The 23,406-nt window shown below is 65.8% G+C and carries 25 protein-coding genes; 6 read left to right on the top strand and 19 right to left on the bottom strand.

Features of this window, described 5'->3' with window-relative positions; all coding sequences use genetic code 11:
* Positions 1–8: 8 nt before the first annotated feature.
* The 6 genes from mftF to mftA all read right to left on the bottom strand — a co-directional run bounded on the left by mftF (position 9) and on the right by mftA (position 5,093).
* The gene (gene mftF / locus G6N68_RS02890; RefSeq protein ID WP_163707633.1) at positions 9–1,421 is read right to left on the bottom strand and encodes a mycofactocin biosynthesis glycosyltransferase MftF; all 1,413 of its coding nucleotides are present in this window, start codon (positions 1,419–1,421) and stop codon (positions 9–11) included.
* Positions 1,418–2,170, bottom strand: a complete 753-nt coding sequence (mftE, locus tag G6N68_RS02885) for a mycofactocin biosynthesis peptidyl-dipeptidase MftE (RefSeq protein ID WP_163718080.1) — start codon at positions 2,168–2,170, stop codon at positions 1,418–1,420. The genes mftF and mftE overlap by 4 nt, the downstream gene beginning before the upstream one ends.
* A gap of 110 nt (positions 2,171–2,280) precedes the next feature.
* Positions 2,281–3,453 carry a pre-mycofactocin synthase MftD gene (mftD, locus tag G6N68_RS02880; protein ID WP_163707630.1) on the bottom strand — a complete coding sequence of 391 codons (1,173 nt, stop codon included), beginning with the start codon at positions 3,451–3,453 and terminating at the stop codon, positions 2,281–2,283.
* A gap of 1 nt (position 3,454) precedes the next feature.
* Positions 3,455–4,666: a mycofactocin radical SAM maturase gene (mftC, locus tag G6N68_RS02875; protein ID WP_163707627.1), complete on the bottom strand. Its 1,212-nt coding sequence runs from the start codon at positions 4,664–4,666 to the stop codon at positions 3,455–3,457.
* Positions 4,663–5,013, bottom strand: coding sequence for a mycofactocin biosynthesis chaperone MftB (mftB, locus tag G6N68_RS02870; protein ID WP_205351222.1), 351 nt, complete (start codon positions 5,011–5,013; stop codon positions 4,663–4,665). Before mftB ends, mftC begins: the two co-directional genes overlap by 4 nt.
* Positions 4,998–5,093, bottom strand: coding sequence for a mycofactocin precursor MftA (gene mftA, locus G6N68_RS02865; RefSeq protein ID WP_079219683.1), 96 nt, complete (start codon positions 5,091–5,093; stop codon positions 4,998–5,000). Before mftA ends, mftB begins: the two co-directional genes overlap by 16 nt.
* A 102-nt stretch (positions 5,094–5,195) precedes the next feature.
* Here mftA and mftR point away from each other — a divergent pair, with 102 nt between their 5' ends.
* The 4 genes from mftR to G6N68_RS02845 are packed head-to-tail and all read left to right on the top strand — an operon-like array spanning position 5,196 to position 8,688.
* Entirely contained in the window at positions 5,196–5,780 is a 585-nt protein-coding gene (gene mftR / locus G6N68_RS02860; protein WP_163718078.1) for a mycofactocin system transcriptional regulator MftR, read from the top strand.
* The gene (locus G6N68_RS02855; RefSeq protein WP_240355342.1) at positions 5,777–6,832 is read left to right on the top strand and encodes a DUF2332 domain-containing protein; all 1,056 of its coding nucleotides are present in this window, start codon (positions 5,777–5,779) and stop codon (positions 6,830–6,832) included. The genes mftR and G6N68_RS02855 overlap by 4 nt, the downstream gene beginning before the upstream one ends.
* A gap of 54 nt (positions 6,833–6,886) precedes the next feature.
* Positions 6,887–7,420 (top strand): RNA polymerase sigma factor, encoded by a 534-nt coding sequence (locus G6N68_RS02850; RefSeq protein WP_163707621.1) that lies wholly within the window; start codon positions 6,887–6,889, stop codon positions 7,418–7,420.
* Complete coding sequence (locus tag G6N68_RS02845; protein ID WP_163707618.1) at positions 7,417–8,688, top strand: VOC family protein; 1,272 nt, start codon at positions 7,417–7,419, stop codon at positions 8,686–8,688. The genes G6N68_RS02850 and G6N68_RS02845 overlap by 4 nt, the downstream gene beginning before the upstream one ends.
* Before the next feature lie 40 nt (positions 8,689–8,728).
* Here the strand turns inward: G6N68_RS02845 and G6N68_RS02840 are convergent, their stop codons facing one another.
* The 8 genes from G6N68_RS02840 to G6N68_RS02805 form a co-directional block, all read right to left on the bottom strand.
* Positions 8,729–9,904, bottom strand: coding sequence for an NAD(P)/FAD-dependent oxidoreductase (locus G6N68_RS02840; RefSeq protein ID WP_163707615.1), 1,176 nt, complete (start codon positions 9,902–9,904; stop codon positions 8,729–8,731).
* 25 nt (positions 9,905–9,929) lie between these two features.
* Positions 9,930–10,745 (bottom strand): mycofactocin-coupled SDR family oxidoreductase, encoded by an 816-nt coding sequence (locus G6N68_RS02835; RefSeq protein WP_163707612.1) that lies wholly within the window; start codon positions 10,743–10,745, stop codon positions 9,930–9,932.
* Positions 10,746–10,886: 141 nt separating this feature from the next.
* A complete protein-coding gene (locus G6N68_RS02830; RefSeq protein WP_163707609.1) occupies positions 10,887–11,687 on the bottom strand; it encodes an SHOCT domain-containing protein in 801 nt (266 codons plus the stop codon).
* 163 nt (positions 11,688–11,850) lie between these two features.
* On the bottom strand, positions 11,851–13,041 hold the full coding sequence (tuf, locus tag G6N68_RS02825) for an elongation factor Tu (RefSeq protein ID WP_163707606.1): 1,191 nt from the start codon (positions 13,039–13,041) through the stop codon (positions 11,851–11,853).
* Between the two features lie 118 nt (positions 13,042–13,159).
* On the bottom strand, positions 13,160–15,265 hold the full coding sequence (fusA, locus tag G6N68_RS02820) for an elongation factor G (protein ID WP_163707578.1): 2,106 nt from the start codon (positions 15,263–15,265) through the stop codon (positions 13,160–13,162).
* Between the two features lie 75 nt (positions 15,266–15,340).
* Positions 15,341–15,811: a 30S ribosomal protein S7 gene (rpsG, locus tag G6N68_RS02815; protein WP_069420818.1), complete on the bottom strand. Its 471-nt coding sequence runs from the start codon at positions 15,809–15,811 to the stop codon at positions 15,341–15,343.
* Positions 15,811–16,185 carry a 30S ribosomal protein S12 gene (gene rpsL, locus G6N68_RS02810; protein ID WP_003879423.1) on the bottom strand — a complete coding sequence of 125 codons (375 nt, stop codon included), beginning with the start codon at positions 16,183–16,185 and terminating at the stop codon, positions 15,811–15,813. The genes rpsG and rpsL overlap by 1 nt, the downstream gene beginning before the upstream one ends.
* A gap of 247 nt (positions 16,186–16,432) precedes the next feature.
* Positions 16,433–17,080 (bottom strand): TetR/AcrR family transcriptional regulator, encoded by a 648-nt coding sequence (locus G6N68_RS02805; RefSeq protein ID WP_163707575.1) that lies wholly within the window; start codon positions 17,078–17,080, stop codon positions 16,433–16,435.
* Positions 17,081–17,543: 463 nt separating this feature from the next.
* Between G6N68_RS02805 and G6N68_RS02800 the strand changes: the two genes are divergently transcribed.
* Both G6N68_RS02800 and G6N68_RS02795 read left to right on the top strand, forming a co-directional pair.
* Positions 17,544–17,921: a DUF3060 domain-containing protein gene (locus G6N68_RS02800; protein WP_163707572.1), complete on the top strand. Its 378-nt coding sequence runs from the start codon at positions 17,544–17,546 to the stop codon at positions 17,919–17,921.
* A 16-nt stretch (positions 17,922–17,937) separates the two neighbouring features.
* Positions 17,938–18,438, top strand: coding sequence for a DUF3060 domain-containing protein (locus G6N68_RS02795; protein WP_163707570.1), 501 nt, complete (start codon positions 17,938–17,940; stop codon positions 18,436–18,438).
* Positions 18,439–18,449: 11 nt separating this feature from the next.
* Here G6N68_RS02795 and G6N68_RS02790 read toward each other — a convergent pair whose 3' ends face one another.
* From G6N68_RS02790 to G6N68_RS02770, 5 genes are read right to left on the bottom strand one after another with little or no spacing between them, the layout of a single operon-like run.
* On the bottom strand, positions 18,450–19,223 hold the full coding sequence (locus G6N68_RS02790; RefSeq protein WP_163707566.1) for a crotonase/enoyl-CoA hydratase family protein: 774 nt from the start codon (positions 19,221–19,223) through the stop codon (positions 18,450–18,452).
* Positions 19,220–19,960: a PaaX family transcriptional regulator C-terminal domain-containing protein gene (locus tag G6N68_RS02785; protein ID WP_163707563.1), complete on the bottom strand. Its 741-nt coding sequence runs from the start codon at positions 19,958–19,960 to the stop codon at positions 19,220–19,222. Before G6N68_RS02785 ends, G6N68_RS02790 begins: the two co-directional genes overlap by 4 nt.
* A gap of 4 nt (positions 19,961–19,964) precedes the next feature.
* Complete coding sequence (locus G6N68_RS02780; protein ID WP_163707560.1) at positions 19,965–20,903, bottom strand: crotonase/enoyl-CoA hydratase family protein; 939 nt, start codon at positions 20,901–20,903, stop codon at positions 19,965–19,967.
* 55 nt (positions 20,904–20,958) lie between these two features.
* Entirely contained in the window at positions 20,959–22,587 is a 1,629-nt protein-coding gene (locus G6N68_RS02775; protein WP_163707557.1) for an acyl-CoA dehydrogenase family protein, read from the bottom strand.
* Positions 22,588–22,646: 59 nt separating this feature from the next.
* Positions 22,647–23,402: a deoxyribonuclease IV gene (locus tag G6N68_RS02770; protein WP_163707554.1), complete on the bottom strand. Its 756-nt coding sequence runs from the start codon at positions 23,400–23,402 to the stop codon at positions 22,647–22,649.
* Positions 23,403–23,406 lie beyond the last annotated feature (4 nt).

Raw genomic sequence — 23,406 nt, 5'->3', positions numbered from 1 at the left:
GGTGCGCGTTACGTCCGAATCCGCGGCTTGAGCGGGCCCACGTTACGCTCGCGCAGGACGCCGTACCACAAGCCGATACCGTAAGCCAGGTCGTCGACGCGCTTGAGCACCAGAAAGGTCAGCAACCCGATGGGCTCGGCATCGTCGTCGCCGGTGTTGCGGCGGCGCAGCCAGTCCGCCACCCCGTCGACGATCGCCGCGATCAAGAACACCCGTCTACAGTGCCGGGACAGTAGCGCCGCGACCAATGCCACCGGCCAATAGTGCCGACAGATGGCCGACGCCAGCTGAAGTGCGGCCGACCACAAGCCGCGCGTGGCGATGATGACCACGTCCCATAACGAAGTGTGCGGACTGTTGATGGTCTTGGCGATCCGGCGGCCCGTCAACACGGCGATGAGCAACGACGCCAATTGGGCAAGGCCGCTGCCGAAGGACATCAAGATCCAAGCGATGAGCGCCCAGCCGGAGATCACCACCGGCGCCGTCTTGTCGGGGTGGCGCGCCGACAGCGGAGCCGCCGATCCGCCGTAGAACGCCTTCCGCGCCAGCCAGTCCCGCAGTTGGGTGCGATGATCGTGCGCGACCAGCGCTATCGGCTCGTATCGCAGCCGGGCCCCGGCCTCGATGAGTCGCCAGCACAGGTCAACGTCTTCTCCGGACTGCAAGGTTTCGTCGAAGCCACCGATGCCCCGGATGGCCGAGCAGCGGCAGACGATGGCGGCGCTGGGAACATAGGACACCGGGCTGTGCGGCAGCACCGGAGCTTCCCGTCGACCGAGATCGAGTGACGAGTGCACCGCCTCATAACGGGCGACCACATTCTCGCTCTGGTCGAGCCCCACGATGCGCGGAGCGACCAACGCAACGGTTGGATCGCAGAAGTGGCCGAGCAGGACCTCGAGCCAGCCGCGCCGGGGCGCCACGTCGGAGTCCAAGAAGGCCACGAAGTCGGTGGTGCAGGCGGCCAGTCCGGTGTTGCGCGCCGCGGCCGGTCCCCTGCTGCGGGGGTGGTGCAGGATTTCCAGGTCGCAATGCGCGCCGTCGAAGTCCTCCAGTTCGACCGGTCGCGCAGACCCGTCGTCGACGATGATCACGCGCAGGCCACGCAGCGAGGACACCAACCTGCGCAAGCCAGATACATTGTCCCGCACCGGTATAACTACAGTGACGTCACGATATGACGGGCCACCCGCCGGACGGGGATGCGCCACGGTCGCGTCCAGTAAGGCGCGGGCCAACTGGGCACTGCGTTCGTCGCAGACCTTGAGACGACCGCCGGACAGCATGTCCTGGGCAGCAGGTGCGAGCCGCAGCAACCGCATCGGCGAACCCCCGAGCAAGGCCGCGCCGTCGCCCAGCACACGTACCCGACGGTCAACCTGCACAGCGAACCCGTCCGGAAGTCGGGTTGCGGTCATAAGAGCTTCCCGTCGGGCCTCGGCGTCCACCGTTCGATGCGACGCCAACAGTCATCGACCATTTCCGCGAAGATCCGCTCCCCCTCCGCCGACGTCGCCGTCGTCGGATCCCCAAGCACCCCGATCTCACTGACCGCCGCGACACCGCCCCGGCGCATCGACGGCAGCAACTCGGCCAGTGGCGCTTCATTGCCGACCAGCAGCCGGTCGGTACGCACCTCGGCGGGCGAAATATGCAGCAAGATCGACGTTTCCGTGTGCCCGGCGTGGGCGTCGCCACCGGCGCAACTGCACGAGCACCATCCGACGTCGCGGCCTTCCGATCGCAGCAGAGTCGTCGCGCGAGTCACTGCGGAGATGTTGCCGCCATGGCCGTTGACGAAGACCAAGCGCTGCGCCCAGCAACAAGCGGAGCGACCGTACTCGACGAGCAATGACGCGAGCGCTTCGGTCCCGATCGAGATCGTTCCGGGAAAGCTCTGGTGCTCACCGCTGGCGCCGTAGGCGACAGCGGGCGCTACCAGCCAGTCGAAGGGGCCGAGACGTTCGGCCAGCGCCCGGGTAACCGCGGACGCAATGCGCGTGTCGGTATCCAGTGGCAGATGCGGACCATGCTGCTCGGTGGATCCCAACGGAACCAAAATTGACGCAGAGGTGGATATTGACACTTGCTTCGACGTAGCACTCCCCAGTTCGCCGCTTACGGGCACTGGCTGATGGTAGGCCGAATTTACCTGGTGTGCAGCAATTGTTTTCTCATCTATCGAAATTTTTTCCGCACCGGGCAATCGCCGCCCGAAACCTTGCTCCTTCACCACGGCGCGACACCCGTACCACTATCCCTCGGATTGCGGTCCAGCTACACACCCAGCGTGCGGGTGAAACCGTCCGGAACCAAGATGTCGTCGGGACCGAGATCGTGAATCGAGGAACGACCCAGACCCATCAACGCCGAGTCGATACCTCCGTAGAGGATGTCGAGCACGTTTTCGACGCCGGCCTGCCCGGCCGCGGCCAGACCCCACAAGTAGGCGCGGCCGATCATCACCGCGCGCGCACCCAGCGCCACCGCCTTCACGACGTCACTCCCCCGCCGGATGCCGCCGTCGAGCAGCACCTCGACCTGGTCACCCACGGCCGCGGCCACCGCCGGAAGGGCACGGATCGCGGCGGGCGTGCCATCCAGGTTGTTGCCGCCGTGGTTGGACACCGAGATGGCCGAAACACCCGCGTCCACCGCCCTTTTGGCGTCGTCCACCCGCATCACGCCCTTGAGCATCAACGGTCCGCCCCACAGCTCGCGCAGCCAGGCGATGTCCTCCCAGGTCGGCGGCGGTGTGCCCATCCACTCGCCGTACGCGCTGAAGAACGGCGGACCCGGCTCGCCGCGCCGGGCCTGATTCGGCACCCGCAGGTCCGGCGGCCGCATTGTCTTGCCGAACTTCCACAGCCACCGCGGCTTGGTGATCACCTCCGGAGACATCCGCAGCATCGTCTTCAGGTTCATCTCTTCGGGGATCTTGGGGCTGCCCCAGTCGCGCCCGTGAGAGAACGTCCAGTCGGTGGTGACGATCAGCCCGACCGCCCCGGCTTGACGCGCACGCTCGGCGCGCTCGGCGATCGCGTCGCGTCCGCCCAACCAGTAGATCTGAAAGAACAGCTTGGGGTTGGCGGCGATGACCTCCTCGATCGGCTTGCTGGCGAACGAAGACAGTCCCATCGCGGTGCCGCGGGCGGCCGCGGCACGGGCCACCGCCACTTCGCCGTCCGGGTCGACCGCCTGTACCCCGGTCGGCGAGATGATCACCGGAAGCGAAATGTCCTGTCCCATGACAGTGGTGGACAGGTCACGCTTTTCGGGAGCGCCGACGACATGCGGCGCGAAGCCGAGTTCGCCGAAGGCCGCGACGTTATCGGCGACCGTGATTCCCTTTTCGCTCGCCGCGATCAGCGACGAATAAACGGACTTGGGTAACCGTCGCTTGGCGCGCTGCTGGGCGATCGCGACCGTTTCAAACCATTGATCAGCCACGCTAGATCGGACTTTCGTTGCAGAGCCTGGCCGGCGCGTGCGCCGGCGGTCGGACGGACAGGGTCAGCGGGACCGGTGTGCTGAGCTTTCGACCACGGGAGTGGTCGACGCGCGGCCGCGGCGTCTCGCGCTCCCGGGCCAGGGCCGGTGCGCCATAACCCTGGACGCATTCAGGATCCGGACCGTCCAGCGGCAGACCGGTAAAGAACTTGGCCGCCATGCAACCGCCCCGGCAGCTGTCGTAGTGTCCGCAGCTGCCGCACGCGCCCGCGGATTGCGGTTCACGAAGCTCACGAAACAGCGGGGCGTTCTGCCACACATTCGCAAAACCGCCGTTGTGCAAGACATTTCCGGCCAGGAAGCGGTCGTGGATGGCGAACGGGCAGGCGTACACGTCGCCCACCGGGTCGATCAGGCAGACCACCCGCCCGGCTCCGCACATGTTCAGCCCGGCCAGGGCACCGGACTGGCCCAGCGGGGCCAGATGGAAGAACGAGTCGCCGGTGAGCACCCGCTCCCCCTTGGCGACCAGCCAGTCGTAGAGCTGCACCTGCTGATCTGCCGTCGGATGCAACTCGTCCCAGACATCGGCGCCGCGCCCGGAAGGACGCAGCCGGGTGATCCGCAGGGTGGCCCCGTAGCGGTCAGCCAGCGCCGCGAATTCGTCGAGCTGGTCGACATTGTGGCGGGTGACGACGACGGAGATCTTGGCGTCTTTGAAGCCGGCGTCGGCGAGGTTCTGCAGGGCGCGCACGGCCATGTCGAACGACCCGGCGCCGCGGACCGCGTCGTTGATCTCAGCGGTAGCGCCGTCCAGCGAGATCTGCACATCGACGTAGTCGCTGGCCGCCAGCTTTGCGGCCACCGCCGGGGTGATCCGCACGCCGTTGGTGGAGAACTTGACGCCGACATGGTGCTCGGTGGCGTAGTCCACCAGCTCCCAAAAGTCTTGGCGCACAGTTGGTTCACCGCCACCGATGTTCACGTAGAACACCTGCATGCGTTCCAGCTCGTCAATGATGTCCTTGCATTGGCGAGTGGACAGCTCACGCGGATCACGCTTGCCCGACGACGACAGGCAGTGCACGCACGCCAGGTTGCAGGCGTAGGTCAGTTCCCAGGTCAGGCAGATCGGCGCGTCCAGCCCACGCTCGAATTGCTCGATCAGCCGGGGCACTCGTCCGGTCTCGGGTCCGGTTTCGAGCACGGTCATTGGGCCTCCTCGGGCACCAGCATGTTGGATTCGGCCAGCACACCCAGGGCGTGCAGATAGGGGCCCTGGTCGCCATCCTCGACCCCCGCCGCGCGGCAGGCGGAGCGGAGATCGGGATGGTCAGCCAGCGTCTGCACCACCGTGAGGATGGTGCGGTTCTTGAGGAACGACAGCTTGCGCGTCCCGAAGTGGTAGAGCAGCGCACCGAACGGTTCCGGTCGTACCGCTACCTGAGGGTGCAACCGCCAACCACGGTCGGGATCGAACGCGTCAGACCCGCCCTGCGACGGCACGGGCCGTGCAGCCGCCCGAGGCGGCGCCGGGGACATGCTCAGTAGACCCCGCACATGCCGTCGATGGAGACTTCCTCAACCAGGGTCTCGGTGACAAGCTCGGTGGTGGTCTCGTTCTCGTTCTCGCGGTCCATGTGGGTTCGCCTCTCCATAGGGTCTCGACAAGAAGGGGTGGTTGTGATCACAATCGACGACAGAATATGGCATCGAGTGCCGAAATGAAAGGGCGGGGTGCGATGGCGCACGAGTCGCGGGTCGGCCGACGCCGCTCGACGACGCCTCACCACATCTCCAACGTGGCCATCGACTTGTTCGCCGCTCGAGGCTTCGACGACGTCAGCGTCGACGATGTCGCCCAGGCGGCGGGCATCGCACGGCGCACGCTCTTTCGTTACTACGCCTCCAAAAGCGCGCTTCCGTGGGGCGATTTCGATACCCACCTCGCGCACCTGCGGGACCTGCTCGACGCGGATGACAGCGTTCCGCTCCGTGAGGCACTGCGGGCTGCCTTGTTGGCGTTCAACACCTTCGACGAGTGCGAGACCATCCGGCACCGCCAGCGCATGCGGGTGATCCTGCAAACCCCAGAGCTGCAGGCATATTCGATGACCATGTACGCCGGCTGGCGAGAAGTGGTTGCCGAGTTCGTCGCCCGCAGGACCGGTACCAAGACAACTGATCTATTGCCGCAGACCATCGCCTGGACGATGCTCGGGGTCGCGTTGAGCGCCTACGAATACTGGCTGGGCGACGAGAACGTCACGCTTTCCGAGGCGTTGGGAAGTGCGTTCGACGTCGTCGGCGCCGGGCTCGACCTGTGAGCGGCGCGGGCAACGAGCACCTGCTGCACACGCTGCGCGCGCAGGGACGATTCTGCGCTGCAGCGGGGTCGCCGATGTACGGCGAGCTGTTCGAGTTGGTGGCCGCCGACGTCGAGGCCGACGGCGTCTTCGCGGGCATCCTGGCCGGCCGCGAACATGCGTCGTCCGGCCAGGCGGTGCCGCTGCGCCTGCTCGGCGGTCTGCACCGGATGGTGCTCGACGGGCGGGCACCGACATTGCGCGCCTGGTATCCCAGCGCCGGAGGCAGCTGGGACGCCGCGGCCGCCTGGCCGGAAATCCTGCGTACCGCCGCGGCGCACACCGAGCAGTTGCGCGCGGCGCTCGACCAACCGCCACAGACCAACGAGGTGGGCCGGTCCGCCGCGCTGATCGGCGGCTTGCTGCGACTCAACCGCCAATTTGGCTTTCCGGTAAGGCTTTTCGAGATCGGCACCAGCGCCGGGTTGAACCTGCGTGCCGACCACTACCACTACCGCTACGACGGCGACGGGTGGGGCACCCCGGATTCGCCGGTCCGCATAGAAGACGCGTGGCACGGTGAGTTGCCGCCGCCCGACGCGGTGCGGATCGTCGAACGCAACGGCTACGACATCGCGCCGATCGATGTCACTGACGGCGACGGGGCCATGACCGTGCTGAGCTACGTCTGGCCCGACCAGACCGCCCGGTTGGAACGGTTGCGTGGCGCAATCGAGGTGGCCCGCGACGTTCCGGCGCTGTTGGAGCGACAGACGGCGGCCGACGCGGTGGCCGGGTTGACCCTGTCCGAGGGCACGCTGACCGTGCTGTGGCATTCGATCACGTGGCAATACCTGTCGCGCGAGGAGCGCACCGCGGTGCGCGAATCAATCGACCGCCTGACTGAACAAGCCACCGGTCGCCGCCCGTTCGCCCATCTCACGATGGAGCCCAATCGGGCCGGGCCCGGCGCGCCGCTCAAGTTCCTGGTACGTGCGGCGAGTTGGCCGGGCGGTGACATGCGAACCCTGGGCGAATGCCACGCGCACGGGCCACCGGTGCACTGGTTTTGAAAATTCTTCCGATCGCCCCGTCGGAGTTTCGGCCGAAACGGCGACGATAAGAGTGTGAGCGCCCGACCGGACCGCGATCGCCGTGCCGCCAGCGAAGCCGCGCACGCGCTGCTGGCGCTGTACGACGACGCGTTGCCGGTGGTGTACGGCTACTTCGTGCGCCGTTGCGCCGATCGCGGCACGGCCGAGGATCTGACCTCCGAGACCTTCCTGGCCGCGATGGACGCCGCCCGAAAGAACGACCCGCCGCAGATCGCCATTCCGTGGCTGCTCGGTGTGGCCCGGCACAAATTGGCCGACCATTACCGGCGCCGCCACGACCGGTTCACCGACCCCGTGGCCGAAGTGCCGGAGCCTCCCGACGCGCTCGACGACTGGGACGCCGAGCTGGACCGCCTGGTCGCCGAAAGCGTGCTGGCCCGGTTGACCGAGGCACACCGCACCGTGCTGGTGTTGCGCTACATGGACGACTGCAGCGTAGGCGAATGCGCCGAATTGATCGGGCGCACCGTGCATGCCACCGAGGCGCTGCTGGTGCGAGCCCGAAGGGCGTTCAGAGAGCAATATCCGGAAGGAGGCACGTCATGAGCGACCCTCTGCGCGTGCTGCACAACGAAGACCTTCCGGTGCAACCCGATCCGGCCTTCGCGGCGCGCTTGCGACAGCGCCTCGAGGCCGCACTTTCCCTACCGGAAGGAGTTGAGATGAGCGGAACCGCAACAGCCGTTTCCGAACTGACCGAACCTAAGACAGAGACCAGCGAGACCACCGCCGCCGCGCCCCCGCGCTCGGCCGCCCTGCCCTACCTCAGCGTTGCCGATGCGCGAGCTGCCCTCGCCTGGTACACCGACGCTTTGGGCGCAACAGTCATCGGTGAGCCAATCGTGATGGACGACGGACGAATTGGGCATGCCGAGATCGAGATCGCCGGCGGCACATTGTATCTGGCTGACGAATTTCCCGAGCTCGGACTGAAAGCCCCTGCCCCGGAATCGGTTTCGGTCAGCTTGATGCTGCACGTCGCGGACACCGATGCCGCCTTGCGACGGGCCCGCGAGCAGGGCGCCGACGTCGTGCGTGACATCTACGAGGCCCACGGATCGCGCAGCGCGACCATCATCGACCCGTTCGGCCACCGCTGGATGCTCACCGGTCCCGTCGGCGAACCGATCCGGCAGGGCGACATCGGCTACATCTCGGTGTGGGTTCCCGACTCCGATCGGGCGGCGGCGTTCTACGGTCACGTGCTGGGCTGGACCTTCGATCCGGTCTCCCATCAGGTCACCAATACCGACCTGCCCACCGGCATTTTCGCCGTTGCGGGACGACCCACGCTGTTCTGCTGTTACGCCGTAGCGGATCTGGCGGCAGCTCGCACGGCGATCACCGAGGCCGGCGGCGTGGTGGGCGAATCACGCGAGTTCGAGTTCGGGACCGTGCTCGACGCGACCGACTCCCAGGGCATGGCCTTCGCCGTGTTCGAGCCGACCGCTGGCCGGAAACGTCCGCAGCTCAACGGGTCTGGCCCGGGTGAACTGTCCTACGTCACCTTCGAAGTGGCCGACCCCGCGGCCTTCCGCGACTTCTACGGCCAGGTGCTGGGGTGGACATTCGAACCCGGGCGCATCGACGACGGCTGGCAGGTGACCAACGTTCATCCGATGGCCGGAGCCGCCGGGGGCAGCGCGCATCCGAGCACGGTGCCGATGTGGACCGTCGCCGACATCGATGCGGCCGTCGCGCGGGTCCGAGAGGCAGGCGGCACGGTGCTGGCCGAACCGTCGCGCCAGCCATACGGGTTGTCCGCCGAGTGCACCGACGACCAGGGTGGCCGGTTCTACTTGGGCGAGTTCTAGGCGAGTTCTAGGCGAGTTCTAGGGCTTCTAGAGCTTTCGCCTATTCCAGCACTTCGCCGATCGGGGTGGCAGCCGCGATCTTGGCCCGGATCTTCATGACCTTGCCGGGGACGCCGCCTCCGACCACTCCGACGAGCACGCCGTCACGTTCGTAGTACGCCAGGAACTTGCGGCCGTCGTCCTCGACGAGGTGGACGGTGTCGGTGGCTTCCGGCTCACCCAGGCACTGGATCTTGACGTCATACTGGTCGCTCCAGAAGTACGGGACGACCACGTTGGTCGGCAGCTCGTTGCCCAGTATCGCCGGCACGATGACCCGGGCCTGGTCGGCGACGTTGCTCCAATGCTCTACGCGCGCTTGGTGTCCCGTCGCGTCTCGCCAGGAGGCGACGTCACCCAGTGCCCATACGTGCGGCGCGCTGGTGCGGCCGGCCTCGTCGCACACCACGCCGTTGTCGACCTCGATGCCACTGCCCTCCAGCCAGTCCGTGGCCGGGTGCGACCCGATGCCCACCACCACCAGGTCGGCGCTCACCTCCGTGCCGTCGGTCAGCACCACGGTGTCCACGTGGCCCTCGCCACGCACTTCCGCCACACCCAGGCCGGTCCGCACGTCGACGCCCTCGTCGCGGTGCAGGCGCGTCACCAGTTCACCGATCTGGGTGCCCAGGACCGAGGCGAGCGGCGTCGGCTGAGGCTCCACCAGGATCACGTCGACCCCGAGACCGCGCAGGCTCGCCGCCACCTCACAGCCGATGAAGCCCGCCCCGATCACCACCGCCTTCTTGGCCGACGATGCGTGGCTGCGCAGCGCCATGCACTCGTCGAGTGACCGCAGCACCCGGATACCCTCCAGGTCGGGGAAGCTCGGAATGCGCCGCGGGACAAGGCCGGTCGCGATGACGAGGTCGTCGTAGCCGAGCGTCGAGCCATCGGCCAGGGCGATGGTCTTGGCCGCGGTGTCCACGCCGGTGGCCGCCGCTCCCAGACGCAGGGTGATGTTCTTCTCGTCGTACCATTCGCGGGGTTTGAGGGCGGTGTCGTCGATCTCGGCGCGCAGCACTTCCTTGGACAGCGGCGGCCGGTCGTACGGTAGGTGCACCTCGTCACTGACGATGGTGATGGGGCCGGCGTACTCTGCGCGTCGCAGCTGCTCGGCGGTGCGGGCGGCGGCCAACCCGCCGCCGACGATCACGATTCCGTTGCTAGTCGTCACGTGGAGTTCATAGCACGCTCGACAATCAGTACTTCAACGCGCCCTTGTCGACATTGATCTGTTGGCCGGACAGGGTGCCGGACCCGTCGCCGGCGAGCCAGACCACCACGTCGGACACCTCGTCGGCCGTCATAAAGCCTTTGTACTGCATGGGCATTGGCGGGAAGCTGTGCACAAACCGCGGATGCTTGGCAAAGATCTCCATCATTGCATCGGGCTCGATCATCGGGGTGTCCACCGAGTACGGGTGGATGGAGTTGACCCGAATGCCGTATTCGCCGAGCTCGATCGCCAGCGTGTTGGTCAAGCCGGTGAGTCCGTATTTGCTGGCCGCGTAATGGCCGTTACCCGGTGTCGCCTTCAGGCCCGCCGAGGAGCTGACCACCACGATCGAACCCCCGTTGCCGGCCTCGATCATCGCCGGAATCGTGGCCCGCAGCGTCTTGAAAGTGCCGGTGAGGTTGACCCCGATGACGGTGTCCCATTGCTCGTCGGTGAGCTCCCACACCCGTCCCCAACCCAGCACCCCGGCGTTGGCCACCACGATGTCGAGGCGGCCGAACTGCTCGACTCCGTCGGTGACCAGTTGCCGCAGCGCCGCGTCGTCACGGATGTCGACCTCGCGGGCCAGCACCTTGCGCCCCTCGGCCTCCACCGCACGCACCGTCTCGTTGAGGTCTTCGGGCGTGGCCGGTGTGTAGGTGATGCTGTCCGACACCCGAGCACAGATGTCCGACGCGATGATGTCGGCGCCTTCGCGGGCGAGCCGAACCGCGTGCGAGCGCCCCTGGGCTCGGGCGGCCCCGGTGATGAAGGCCACCCGTCCTTGTAGAGATCCCATCCGGCAAGGTTAACAGCGGAACTGAAACGTGTTCTAACTCGGTCCGCCATTACGCCGAACAGTCGCAAACGCCCCCATTTTCGGTCGGAAAAGGGGGCGTTTGCGCGCTCGGCGGACGACGGTGACCGCGCGTCCTCGCCGTCAGATCTCGGAGATGATCTGGGCGCGGCGGCTGGCGTATTCCTGGTCGTTGAGCACGCCGCTGGCGCGCAACGAATCCAGCTCCTGCAGCCGCTCACCGATCGATGCCTGCGGGCCGACCGGGGCGGCCTGCCCCGACTGCTGCTGGGCCGCCCGGCGTACCACCGCGTTGATCTGCTGAGTGAGCACCGGATTCGAACGGACGTCGATCATCCGGTTCAGCGGGATGCCGTTCGCCTTCAGAATTTGCAGAATCTCCAGCAACGGACCGGCCTGCCCACGCAGGTCGTAGGTCTGGTTGTCCGAAGCGACGTGGAACTGCGCAGGCACCAAACCGTTGACCAGAGCGCTGCGCTCCCAGTCGATCAGGTATTGGTTGGTGGCGGGATCAACAAGGACGACGAGCTTGCCTGCGGTGAGGTTGCCGAGTCGCGTCACGCTCGCGATCACCCGGTCTTCGGAGTCGAACGGCGTGATCCCCGGTCCGGAGATGTGCAGCTGCACCTTCACCAGCGGCTGCTCGTTGATCCGGGTCCCCGTCTCCTGCAGGCCGGTGATCTGGGCGAGCGCCAGCACCCCGGTCTGTTCGAGCAACGCCGTCTTAGCCGCGGTCTTCTCGCCCCAGTTGGTCAAGGCCAGCGCGGCGAAAACATCCAGCACGGTGATGATAAGGCCCGCCCAGAGCATCCAGCCCGTGTATTCCTTCAGGCCGAGGGTGAAGTAGACGATCAGAAAGATCGGCCCGACCAAACCCCCACACACCAGTACCAGCAACTGCATCTTGATGTAGCGCGCCAGCATGTCGACCTTCCCTTTACATCGCCCGATTGGTCGTGTCAGATTAGCGCCAACCTGGCCACTACCGATCACAACATCGCGGCGGACCGCGCGGAGAACGCAAAAGCCCCCGAATCACTTCGGGGGCTTTGCGTCTGTTCGCGCTACAAAGTTGCGCGCAGCGTAGTTACTTGATGATCTTGGTAACCCGGCCGGCGCCAACGGTGCGGCCACCCTCGCGGATGGCGAACCGCAGGCCCTCGTCCATGGCCACCGGCTGGATCAGCTTCACCGCGATGTTGGTGTTGTCGCCGGGCATCACCATCTCCGTACCCTCCGGCAGGGTCACCACACCGGTCACGTCGGTGGTGCGGAAGTAGAACTGCGGACGGTAGTTGTTGAAGAACGGCGTGTGCCGGCCGCCCTCGTCCTTGGACAGGATGTAGACCTGGCCCTCGAACTCGGTGTGCGGCGTGGTGGTGCCGGGCTTGATGACAACCTGACCGCGCTCGACGTCCTCACGCTTGACACCACGCAGCAGCAGACCGACGTTGTCACCGGCCTGACCCTGGTCGAGCAGCTTGCGGAACATTTCCACGCCGGTCACGGTGGTCTTGGTGGTGGTCGGACGGATGCCGACGATCTCGACTTCCTCGTTCACGTTGACCACGCCACGCTCCACACGACCGGTGACCACCGTGCCACGGCCGGTGATGGTGAAGACGTCCTCCACCGGCATCAGGAACGGCTTGTCGGTCTCGCGAACCGGGTCCGGGATCGACTCGTCGACCGCGTCCATCAGGTCCTCGACGGACTTGACCCACTGCGGGTCGCCCTCGAGCGCCTTGAGCGCCGAGACCCGAACCACCGGGGCGTCCTCGTCGAATTCCTGGGCGGCCAGCAGTTCGCGGACCTCCATTTCGACGAGCTCGAGCAGCTCCTCGTCGTCGACCGCGTCGGCCTTGTTCAGCGCCACCAGGATGTAGGGGACACCGACCTGACGGGCGAGCAGCACGTGCTCGCGGGTCTGCGGCATCGGGCCGTCCGTAGCGGCGACCACCAGGATCGCGCCGTCCATCTGGGCGGCACCGGTGATCATGTTCTTGATGTAGTCAGCGTGACCAGGCGCGTCGACGTGCGCGTAGTGGCGCTTGTCGGTCTGGTACTCCACGTGCGCGATGTTGATCGTGATACCGCGCTGACGCTCCTCAGGCGCGTTGTCGATCTGGTCGAACGCCTTGGACTCGTTTAGGTCCGGGAACTTGTCGTGCAGGACCTTGGTGATGGCCGCGGTCAGGGTGGTCTTGCCGTGGTCAACGTGACCGATGGTCCCGATGTTGACGTGGGGCTTGGTCCGCTGGAACTTCGCCTTCGCCACTTCTGTGTCCTCCTGGACTGTTGGTGCTTAAAAAAGCAGTGTTGATGTTCTGAAATTATTTGCCGCGGGTGCCAACCGCGTCAGCTTACTCGTAGGGCGTTTACCTCTTGCTCGGCGCCTACTCGCCGGTCGCCTTGGCGATGATTTCCTTCGACACCTGCGCCGGCACTTCGGCATAGCTGTCGAACACCATGGAGTAGTTCGCCCGGCCTTGAGTCTTGGACCGAAGGTCGCCGACGTAGCCGAACATCTCCGACAGCGGCACGTGCGCCTTCACGACGCGCGCACCGGCCCGCTCCTCCATGGCCTGAATTTGACCACGGCGGGAGTTCAGGTCCCCAATCACATCACCCATGTAGGCCTCGGGCGTGGTGACCTCGACGGCCATGATGGGTTCCAGGATCACCGGCTGCGCTTGTGCCGCAGCCTTTTTCAGGGCTTGCGAACCGGCGATCTTGAAGGCCATTTCCGACGAGTCGACCTCGTGGAAAGCGCCGTCCAGCAGGGTGACCTTCAGGTTCACCAGCGGGTAGCCGGCCAGGACGCCGTACTGCATGGCGTCTTGCGCCCCCGCATCCACCGACGGAATGTACTCGCGCGGGATACGCCCACCGGTGACCTTGCTCTCGAACTCGTAGGTGGCACCGTCTTCGCTGGTGAACGGTTCGAGCTTGATGATCACCTTGGCGAACTGGCCCGAGCCACCCGTCTGCTTCTTGTGGGTGTACTCGACGCTGTCCACCACCCGGCGGATCGTCTCCTTGTACGCCACCTGCGGCTTGCCGACGTTGGCCTCGACCTTGAACTCCCGGCGCATGCGGTCCACCAGGATGTCCAAGTGCAATTCGCCCATGCCGCCGATCACGGTCTGGCCGGTCTCCGGGTCCTGGTGGACCTTGAAGGTCGGGTCCTCCTCGGCGAGCTTCTGGATCGACAGGCTCAACTTCTCCTGGTCGCTCTTGGTCTTCGGCTCGATGGCCACCTCGATAACCGGGTCCGGGAAGGTCATCGACTCGAGCACGATCTGGTCGTTCGGATCGCACAGCGTGTCGCCGGTGGTGGTGTCCTTCAGACCGATCACCGCGTAGATGTGCCCGGCGCTGGCCGTCTCCACCGGGTTCTCCTTGTTGGAGTGCATCTGGAACAACTTGCCCAGACGCTCCTTCTTGCCCTTGGTGGCGTTGATGACCTGCGAGCCGGAATCGACCTTGCCCGAGTACACCCGGACGTAGGTCAGCTTCCCGAAGAACGGGTGCGCCGCGACCTTGAACGCCAGCGCCGAGAACGGCTCGTCGACCGACGGGTTGCGGCTGATCTCTTCGTCTTCCTTACCCGGAATGTGGCCGATGGCCGGCGGCACGTCCAGCGGGGACGGGAGGTAGTCGACGACGGCGTCCAGCATGGGCTGCACGCCCTTGTTCTTGAACGCACTGCCGCAGAGCACCGGGTAGGCCTCGGAGCTGATGGTCAGCTTGCGCAAGGCGCCCTTGATCTCGTCGACGGTGAGTTCTTCGCCGCCGAAGTACTTCTCCAGCAGTTCCTCGTCCGTCTCGGCGACGGCCTCGAGCAGCTTGGTGCGGTACTCCTCGGCCTTCTCGGCCAGCTCCGCGGGGATCTCGACGGTGTCGTAGGTCTCGCCCAGCTTCGTCTCGCCACGCCACACCTTGGCGTTCATCTCGACCAGGTCGACGACGCCCTCGAACTCGCTCTCCGAGCCGATCGGCAACTGGATCGGGATCACGTTGGCGCCGAGGCGCTCCTCCATGGTCTTGACCGAGAAGTAGAAGTCGGCGCCGATCTTGTCCATCTTGTTGACGAAGCAGATCCGGGGCACGTCGTACTTGTCGGCCTGGCGCCACACCTGCTCGGACTGCGGCTCGACGCCTTCCTTGCCGTCGAACACCGCGACGGCACCGTCGAGCACCCGCAGGCTGCGCTCCACCTCGACGGTGAAGTCCACGTGGCCGGGTGTGTCGATCAGGTTGATCTGGTGGTTCTTCCAGAACGTGGTAGTCGCAGCCGAGGTGATGGTGATACCCCGCTCCTGCTCCTGCTCCATCCAGTCCATGGTGGCGGCACCGTCGTGCACCTCACCGATCTTGTAGCTGATGCCGGTGTAGTACAGGATCCGCTCGGTGGTCGTGGTCTTGCCGGCATCGATGTGCGCCATGATGCCGATATTGCGGACCTTGCTCAGGTCTGTCAGAACGTCCTTCTGTGCCACAGAAGTCTTCCCACTCTTTCGATTGCTTAGTTAGTTTCGCTGTCGGTTATGCCCGGCGTACCAACGCCGGTTGCATCACCAGCGATAGTGCGCGAAGGCGCGGTTTGCCTCGGCCATCTTGTGGGTGTCCTCGCGCCGCTTCACGGAGGCCCCGAGGCCGTTGCTGGCATCCAGAATTTCGTTTGCCAGACGCTCGACCATCGTCTTCTCCCGGCGCTGCCGCGAGTAGCCGACCAGCCAACGCAACGCCAACGTGGTCGACCGGTCGGGCCGCACCTCCACCGGAACCTGGTAGGTCGCACCACCGACGCGGCGGCTGCGGACCTCCAAGGCCGGCTTGACGTTGTCCAGAGCCCGCTTGAGGGTGATGACCGGGTCGGTGCCGGTCTTCTCGCGGGCGTTTTCGAGCGCACCATAAACAATGCGCTCAGCCAGCGATTTCTTCCCCTTGAGCAGAACCTTGTTCACCAACTGCGTGACCAGCTGCGACCCGTAGACGGGGTCGTTGACCAACGGACGCTTGGGTGCGGGCCCCTTGCGCGGCATTAGCTCTTCTCCTTCTTAGCGCCGTAGCGGCTGCGAGCCTGTTTGCGGTTCTTCACGCCCTGGGTGTCGAGCGAACCGCGGATGATCTTGTACCGCACACCGGGCAAGTCCTTCACACGGCCGCCACGGACCAGCACCATCGAGTGCTCCTGCAGGTTGTGACCTTCGCCCGGGATGTAGGCGGTGACCTCGACCTGGCTCGTCAGCTTCACACGCGCAACCTTCCGAAGCGCCGAATTCGGCTTCTTCGGGGTGGTGGTGTACACGCGGGTGCATACGCCACGGCGTTGCGGGCTGCCCTTGAGCGCCGCGGTCTTGACCTTGCCGATCTTGTCGCGACGACCCTTGCGGACCAGCTGCTGAATGGTTGGCATCTACCGGCTTTCTCTGTTGCTGTTATGACGTGCTGTGTTAAAAGTCCTTGTACTGCAGTTATGCCCCGCCCCAGTACCCCGCGGCCGGGTGTGTCGCATGCGCTCGCCCCGAACTTAATCCGTCGTATCCGTTGGCATCGCGGACATGCGAATTGGCCCGGCATCAACGCCCCTACTTCAGGCGTCGCAAGCCGCCAGGCACGAGGAACCACAATACCCGCCAGCGGTCTTGCAGGTCAAAGTGACCTTATTGGGACGAAGCACCCCCCTTGATGGTGCGCCGCTCCATGCCGGCCGCCAGTCGCAGCACCATGTCGGTGAAGACGGCATCGGTGTCGATGTCGTCCATGACGCCGGTCATTTCCAGCAGCACAAATCCGTGCAGCGCCGACCAGAACTCGAGGGCGGCATAGAAGGCCTCCTCGCCGTCCAGGCCGTACGACGACAACACCGAGATGACCGGCGCCGCCGCGGCCCGGGTGGCCTCGGCATATTCCGGGTCTTCGCCGCCCAGCGGCATCCGGGTGAACGCCGAGTACCGGCCGGGATGGTGGTGGGCGTAGCTGCGGTAGGCACCCGCCATGACCAACACCGCGTCGTCGCGGGCGCGACCCTCGCCGACCCGGTTGAGCATCGTGATGATGTCGTCGATGACCCGGATCCGCACCGCACGGCGCAGGTCCTCGAGGCTGTCGACGTGGTTGTAGAGCGAGGGCCCCTTGGTGCCGAGCTGTGTCGCCAACGCATTGATGGTCAGCGAGTCCCAGCCCTCGCGATCCAAGAACGTCAGCGCACCGTCGACGATGCCCTCGCGGCTCAGCTTGGCGGGTCGGGCCGAGGACTTACCGCCGCGCGCGCGACCACCCGCCGGTGCTGGTTCAGGCTGAGCTGCCATGGGTCTCCCCGGTCGTGGACATCGTGTTCAACTAATGACTCTAGTTTCGACTAATGACTCTAGTTGACCGAGGCGGGCCGACGGTGGCGGCGCTCGGTGCCGCGTCGGGCTTGGGCGGACTTGGGCGGAAAAGTTGCCCGCCCTGCATCGGCGCGCATCGCAACGTGTCGGCTGGCACCGTGATTAGCCCCGCCGCAGCGCGTTGCACCGCGCTCTCGCGCCTATCCCCGGGCGGCTTTGCCTCGCAACGTCTTTCACCCACCCCTTCCAGGTTGACACTGCGAAATTGGCGGTACTTTCTCGCGCTTTGCCGCCCTAGATGCAGCGTCAACGCGGCTCAACGCGACTCAACGCGACGATGTGGAGTGGACCCGCTCAACTTGGGGCTGTCCCAGCACCGGCCGGTACACGTAATCTCAAAACCAGATCTGCAGACCACCCGCCCAACGAAGGGGGGACCGCCATGAAATGGACAACCGTTGCCGGGGCGCTGGCCACCTGCGCCGTGACGATCGCCGTCACCCCCGCCGCGTCGCCGCCGGTCGCCCAGGCCAAGAACGGTGACACCCACATCACCGGTCAGGGCCTGCAAACAACAGTCGACTGCAACGACTCCACCCTCATCGTCAACGGCACCAACAACTACGTGACGGCGAAGGGAACGTGCTGGGCGGTGACGATGATGGGTTCGTCCAATACCGTCGTCGCCGACACCGTCCTCAATGACATCACCGTGTACGGCTACGACGGGACGGTGTACTTCCACAACGGCGATCCAGTCATCTGGGACCGTGGCCGCGAACTGGGCATGACCAACCGGATCCAACGAGTAGGTCCCTGAGACGAATCGAGGAATCATGCGCGTTCATGGCATTGTCCCCACGACACGACGGGTCGCGCCGGCTGTGGCAGCGGCCGCGATCGCCGCTGCGTTCGGTCTGGTGGCCTGCAGTGGGACGGCCAGCCCGCCGGGCGGTGGTACCACCAGCAGCACCACGAAAACGACCGCATCCACGTCGACGAGCGGTGCGACGGAGACGACCACTGGCGGCGGCGGGCCTAGCCTGAGCACCTCGGTATCGGTAGGGGACGAGGTGGTTTACGTACAGACGGGGCAGACCGCCACCATTTCGTGCGAAGAGGGCAAGTCCTTGAATGTGACCGGGTGGGACAACACGCTGACCGTCACCGGCACGTGCGAGACGGTGAACGTCGGCGGCAACAACAACAAGATCACCATCGATAAGGTCAACACCCGGATCAGAGTGCTGGGAATGAGCAACACCATCACCTACAAAGAGGGCGATCCGAAGGTCGACGAGCTTGGCCCCGACAACACCGTGACCAAGGGCGGCTGAACGGGCGCGGGCTAACCCCGCCCGGTTGGAGCGCCATGCCGGCCGGCGCCCGCGGCGAACCGTCCGGCGCCCTCCACCGCTTCACCCGCCGAACGGGACAAACTGGCGAACTCGACGTCGAGTGCGGCCGACTCCGACAGGCCCCACTGCTTGAGCACCGACAGCCGATCCGAGCGCATGCACTGCTGCGGAAGTGCCGCCAGTTCGGCCGCCAATTCCTCGGCCGCTTGCCGCGCTTGGCCTTTGGGCACGACCCGATTGGCCAAGCCCATCGCCAGCGCCTCGTCGGCCTTCACTGGCCGGCCGGTGAGGATCATGTCCATTGCCCGGCTGTGGCCGATCAGGCGAGGCAGGCGCACAGTGCCGCCGTCGATCAGCGGGACGCCCCAGCGCCGGCAGAAGACCCCGAAGACGGCATCCTCCTCGGCCACCCGCAGATCGCACCACAGCGCCAGTTCCAGACCGCCCGCGACGGCGTAGCCGCTCACCGCGGCGATCACGGGCTTCGACAGGATCATTCGCGTCGGGCCCATGGGGCCGGGTCCCGTTCGGTGCGTGGCGTTGGTCTCGGGTGTGCCGATGGCCTTCAAATCGGCTCCCGCACAGAACGTTCCGCCTTCGCCGCACAGCACCGCCACCGAAGCCGCTTCGTCACGGTCGAATTCGCTGAATGCCGCGTACAACGCTGTGGCCGTGGGACCGTTCACCGCGTTGCGCGCCGCCGGCCGGTTGATGATCACGGTGGTCACCGGGCCGTTGCGCTGCACACGCACCAGATCACTCATGGCACCTCCTGGAGTTGGATCGTGTCGGACGTTTCCGTTAAGCCACGCCGTTCCGCCAGTTCAGTGGCGAAGTCGTGGTATGCCTCGCGCAGCCGCGCACCCGGCCAGTCAGCGGGCAGCAGCTCGTCCGGCAGCATCGGGTCGGTCAGCAGGTGACGCACCATCGCGGCGGCCACCACGAATCGCGCGGGAATGTCTGCGCCCTGGGCCATCTCGTCCAGCAACCGGGTGCCGACATCGGCCCACGCGGGTAGATCCCACAGCTGCCCGGCCAGCTCGGCGGGAGCATCGTCGCGCGCCTTCAGCAGCCGGGCCCGAGCAGTAATCTCCGGCCCGAGCTCCAGATCAAGATTATCCGGCCGCATCCATACACCCTCGCGAAGCTCACCGAATCGCTTGGCCTGCATGGTAGTTCGTAATGCCGCGCGGGTGCGGGCGTCGGTGCCGACGCTGGTCACGATGAGGATGTGCCAGGACCCGCGCCAGGCCCGAATCGGCGGGTGCATGGCCTCGTCCTGGCGCCGCTGACGAGCCAGCAGCCGATCCGAAAGCCGATACCCGTCGGCCGACCGAATCAGGTCGCCCGCGCTGACCATGCGGGTGAGAGCGACCCGCAGCGTCGTTTCCTTGATGCCGAAATCCGCTGTCAACCTGATCAATTCGCTCGCGGTGGCCCAGGCCGGATGGGCGCCCAGCAGCACGCTGAGCACCACCGAACGGGCCGTCATGTTCGGCATTACGTCAGACCTGGGAAGCTCGACGTCCGTAGTCGCCGAACGGCTCGTCACGATGCTTGACCGCCTCGCGGAAGCCGTGCTCTACCGCGTCGGCGACAAAGGCATGTCCCTCGGGCGTGTGCCTCGCGATGCCGTCGAAGACGGTGCTGACCATCCTGCTGGTGGCCACACCCTGTTGCAGCAGGGCGGAATTCAGCGCCAGCTTGGTCATGATCAGCTGATTGACCGGCAGTGCCGCGATTCGCCGTACGAGTCGCTCGGTACGCTCGTCGAGGTCTTCGGGATCCGGCGCCTCGACCGCGAGTCCCCACTCGGCGGCCTGGGCGCCGGTGATGCAATCACCGGTGAACAGCAGCCTTTTCGCGCGCTGGTCGCCGAGCCGATGCGCCCAAAGACCCGCGGCGGGCACTCCCCACACTCGGGTAGGCGGATAGCCGATCTTGGCGTCCGCGGCGGCGATCACCTGATCGGCGTGCAGGGCGATGTCGGTGCCGCCGGCCACGCAGTACCCGTGGATCTTGACCACCGTCGGCTTGTCGGCGTGCATCAGGCTGGAGAAGCCGCGCACGAACCGGCTCATCATCTGGTAATCGATCATCGGATCCCAGGGCTGGTTGGGCAGATGGTTGATGCCTTGCGTCTTGCCGTCGAGCACCGTGCCCTGATAAGCGCCCGTGCCGCCCGATGATCCGGTGCCGTCGGCGTAGGCGGACAGATCGAAGCCCGCACAGAAGCCCTCGCCGCGACCGGACACCAGAATGACGTGCACGTTGGGGTCGAGGTCGGCCCGCTCCACCAACGCCGAGAGTTCCAGCGGGGTATCGGCGATGATCGCGTTGCCCTTCTCCGGGCGGTTAAAGGTGATGCGCGCGACCCGATCGGTGACCTCGTAGGTCATCGTCTTCAGGTTGTCGAAATCGACCTTCCTGATCGCGTGGGTCATCCGCGCCGCTCCTTTTCATCGCTTCGCTCTGCATCGTCGGCGGCCATTCTGAGGCTCAGCCCTTGACCAGGGCGCGCTCGAGAATGGGCGCGAGGTCCAACCCCGTTGGCAAGGTGCCGAACGCGCCGCCCCACTGCCCGCCGAGCCGGCTGGCCAGGAACGCCTCGGCGACGGCGGGATGACCGTGACGCACCAGCAGCGATCCCTGCAACGCCAGGCAGATGTCCTCGGCGACCTTGCGCGCCCGGTACTGGATGGTTTCCAGGTCCTCCAGTTGCGGCCGCAGTTGCTCGACGTGTCGGTCCAGGCGAGCGTCCTGGCCGGCACTGCCGGCCAGTTCCTCGAACAACACTTCCACACACTCGGGTCGAGTTGCCATGGCACGCAACGTATCCAGCGCGCTGACGTTGCCCGACCCCTCCCAGATTCCCATCAGCGGTGCCTCGCGATACAGCCGCGGCATTCCCGAGTCTTCGACATACCCGTTGCCGCCCAAGCATTCCAGGGCTTCGGCGGCGTGCGGGGTGGACCGCTTGCACACCCAGTACTTGCTGGCCGCCAGGCCGATACGACGCAGCAGCGCCTCTCGTTGGTCGCCACGCACCGCGCGGTCGGTGGCCCCGGCCATCCGCATGGCGACGATGGTCGCGGCCTCCGCCTCCACCGCCAGGTCCGCGAGCACATTGCGCATCAGGGGCTGGTCAATGAGATAGGCGCCGAATGCCTTTCGATGCTGGGCGTGGTGAATGGCCCGGGTCAGGCCGGTGCGCATACTGGTGGCGCTGCCCAGCGTGCAGTCGAGACGCGTCAGGTTGACCATCTCGATGATGGTCGGCACACCACGACCCTCTTCGCCCACCAACCACGCTGTCGCACCGTCGTATTCGACCTCACTGGACGCATTGGCGTGGTTGCCGAGCTTGTCCTTGAGTCGCTGCAGGAACATGCGGTTACGGGTGCCGTCGGGAAGTATCCGCGGCAACATGAAGCAGGACAAACCATTTGGGGCTTGCGCCAGCACCAGGAAGATGTCACACATGGGTGCGGATGTGAACCACTTGTGGCCCGTGAGGCTGTAGGTGCCGTCGGAGTTCGGGGTGGCCTGGGTGGTGCCGGCACGCACGTCGGAACCACCCTGCTTCTCTGTCATCGACATGCCCGCGGTGATCCCCCGCTTGTTCACCGCAAGCTTGAGCTCCGGGTCGTACTGCCGATTGGTCAGCAAGGGCTCGTAAATCGCGGCAAGCTCGGGGTTGTATCGCAACGCCGGCACCACGGCATACGTCATCGAGATCGGACACACGTGGCCCGGTTCGCAGTTCCAGGCCGACATCTTCGCGGCGCGCACCACGTGGCTGCCCAGGCGGTCGTCGGCCCATGGAGCGGCGTGCAGTCCATGGGTGATTGCCGCGTTCATCAACTCGTGGTACGCGGGGTCGTATTCGACCTCGTCGACACGGTGGCCGTAACGGTCGTGGGTGTGCAGGATGGGCCGGTTGCGATCCGCTAGCTCACTCCACCGGATGGCCTGGGCGGACCCCGAGAGCACCCCTACCTCGTTGACCTCGTCCAGACCCCATTGACCGCCCTCCCGAATCAGCGCCTCGGTGAGCACGGGAAACGACGCGGGGTTGTAGTTCTCTAGCGTTGGGACCTGGTTGACGACGACGTGCGTATCTGGCATACGGTCAATGTTACATTTTTTCGACAACCGAACAAAGAGGTGTAATAGTCGCTCGGCGATCAGCTCGCGGTGTGTTCCCGCAGGAAAGCGATGTCGTCCTTGCGGCCTTCGTCGGCGGTCTCGCAGATGACCGGTGCGTCGGCAGCCTTCACCACGGCCACCAGCAGGTCGGGATCGATGTTGCCGGTGCCGAAATTGGCGTGACGGTCGGCGCCGGAGCCGGCGGCGTCCCGCGAGTCGTTGCAGTGCACGAGGTCAATGCGGCCGGTCAGCGCCTTGATCCTTTCGACGGCGTCAACCAGTTCCTCCCCAGCCGCCCATGCGTGGCAGGTGTCGAGGCAGAAACCGATCCCGGTGCCGCCGATGTGGTCCCACAGTCTGCCGATGGTGTCGAAGTAGCGCGCCATCGCGTGATCGCCACCCGCGGTGTTCTCCAGATACACCTGCACGTCGGTCTCGAGGTACTTCAGCGCCTTGACCCAGCGCTCGAAGCCGGCCTCCATGTCGTTGTCGTCGGCGTGGCCACCGTGCACGATCACCGCGGTGGCGTTGATCTCCGCGGCGGCGTCGCAGGTGTCCTGCAGGATCTTTCGTGACGGGATGCGAATGCGGTTGTTGGCCGATGCCACGTTGATCAGGTACGGCGCGTGGACGTACAGCGGCACGGTCGAGGCGCGCAGCGTGTCAGCGTCCTCCCGCGGCTTGGGCTTCTTCCAGCTCTGGGGGTTGCCAAGGAAGAACTGCACCACGTCGGCGCCGTCGGCCTGGGCTGCGGCCAGAGGGTCATCTGAACGGACGTGGGAACCTATCAGCACGCTG

Origin of the sequence: Mycobacterium bourgelatii, from assembly GCF_010723575.1 — a bacterium.
In the GTDB taxonomy this organism is placed as follows: Bacteria; Actinomycetota; Actinomycetes; order Mycobacteriales; family Mycobacteriaceae; genus Mycobacterium; species Mycobacterium bourgelatii.
The sequence above is the reverse complement of the archived record's forward strand: the minus strand, read 5'-3'. Positions and strand labels throughout refer to the sequence as shown.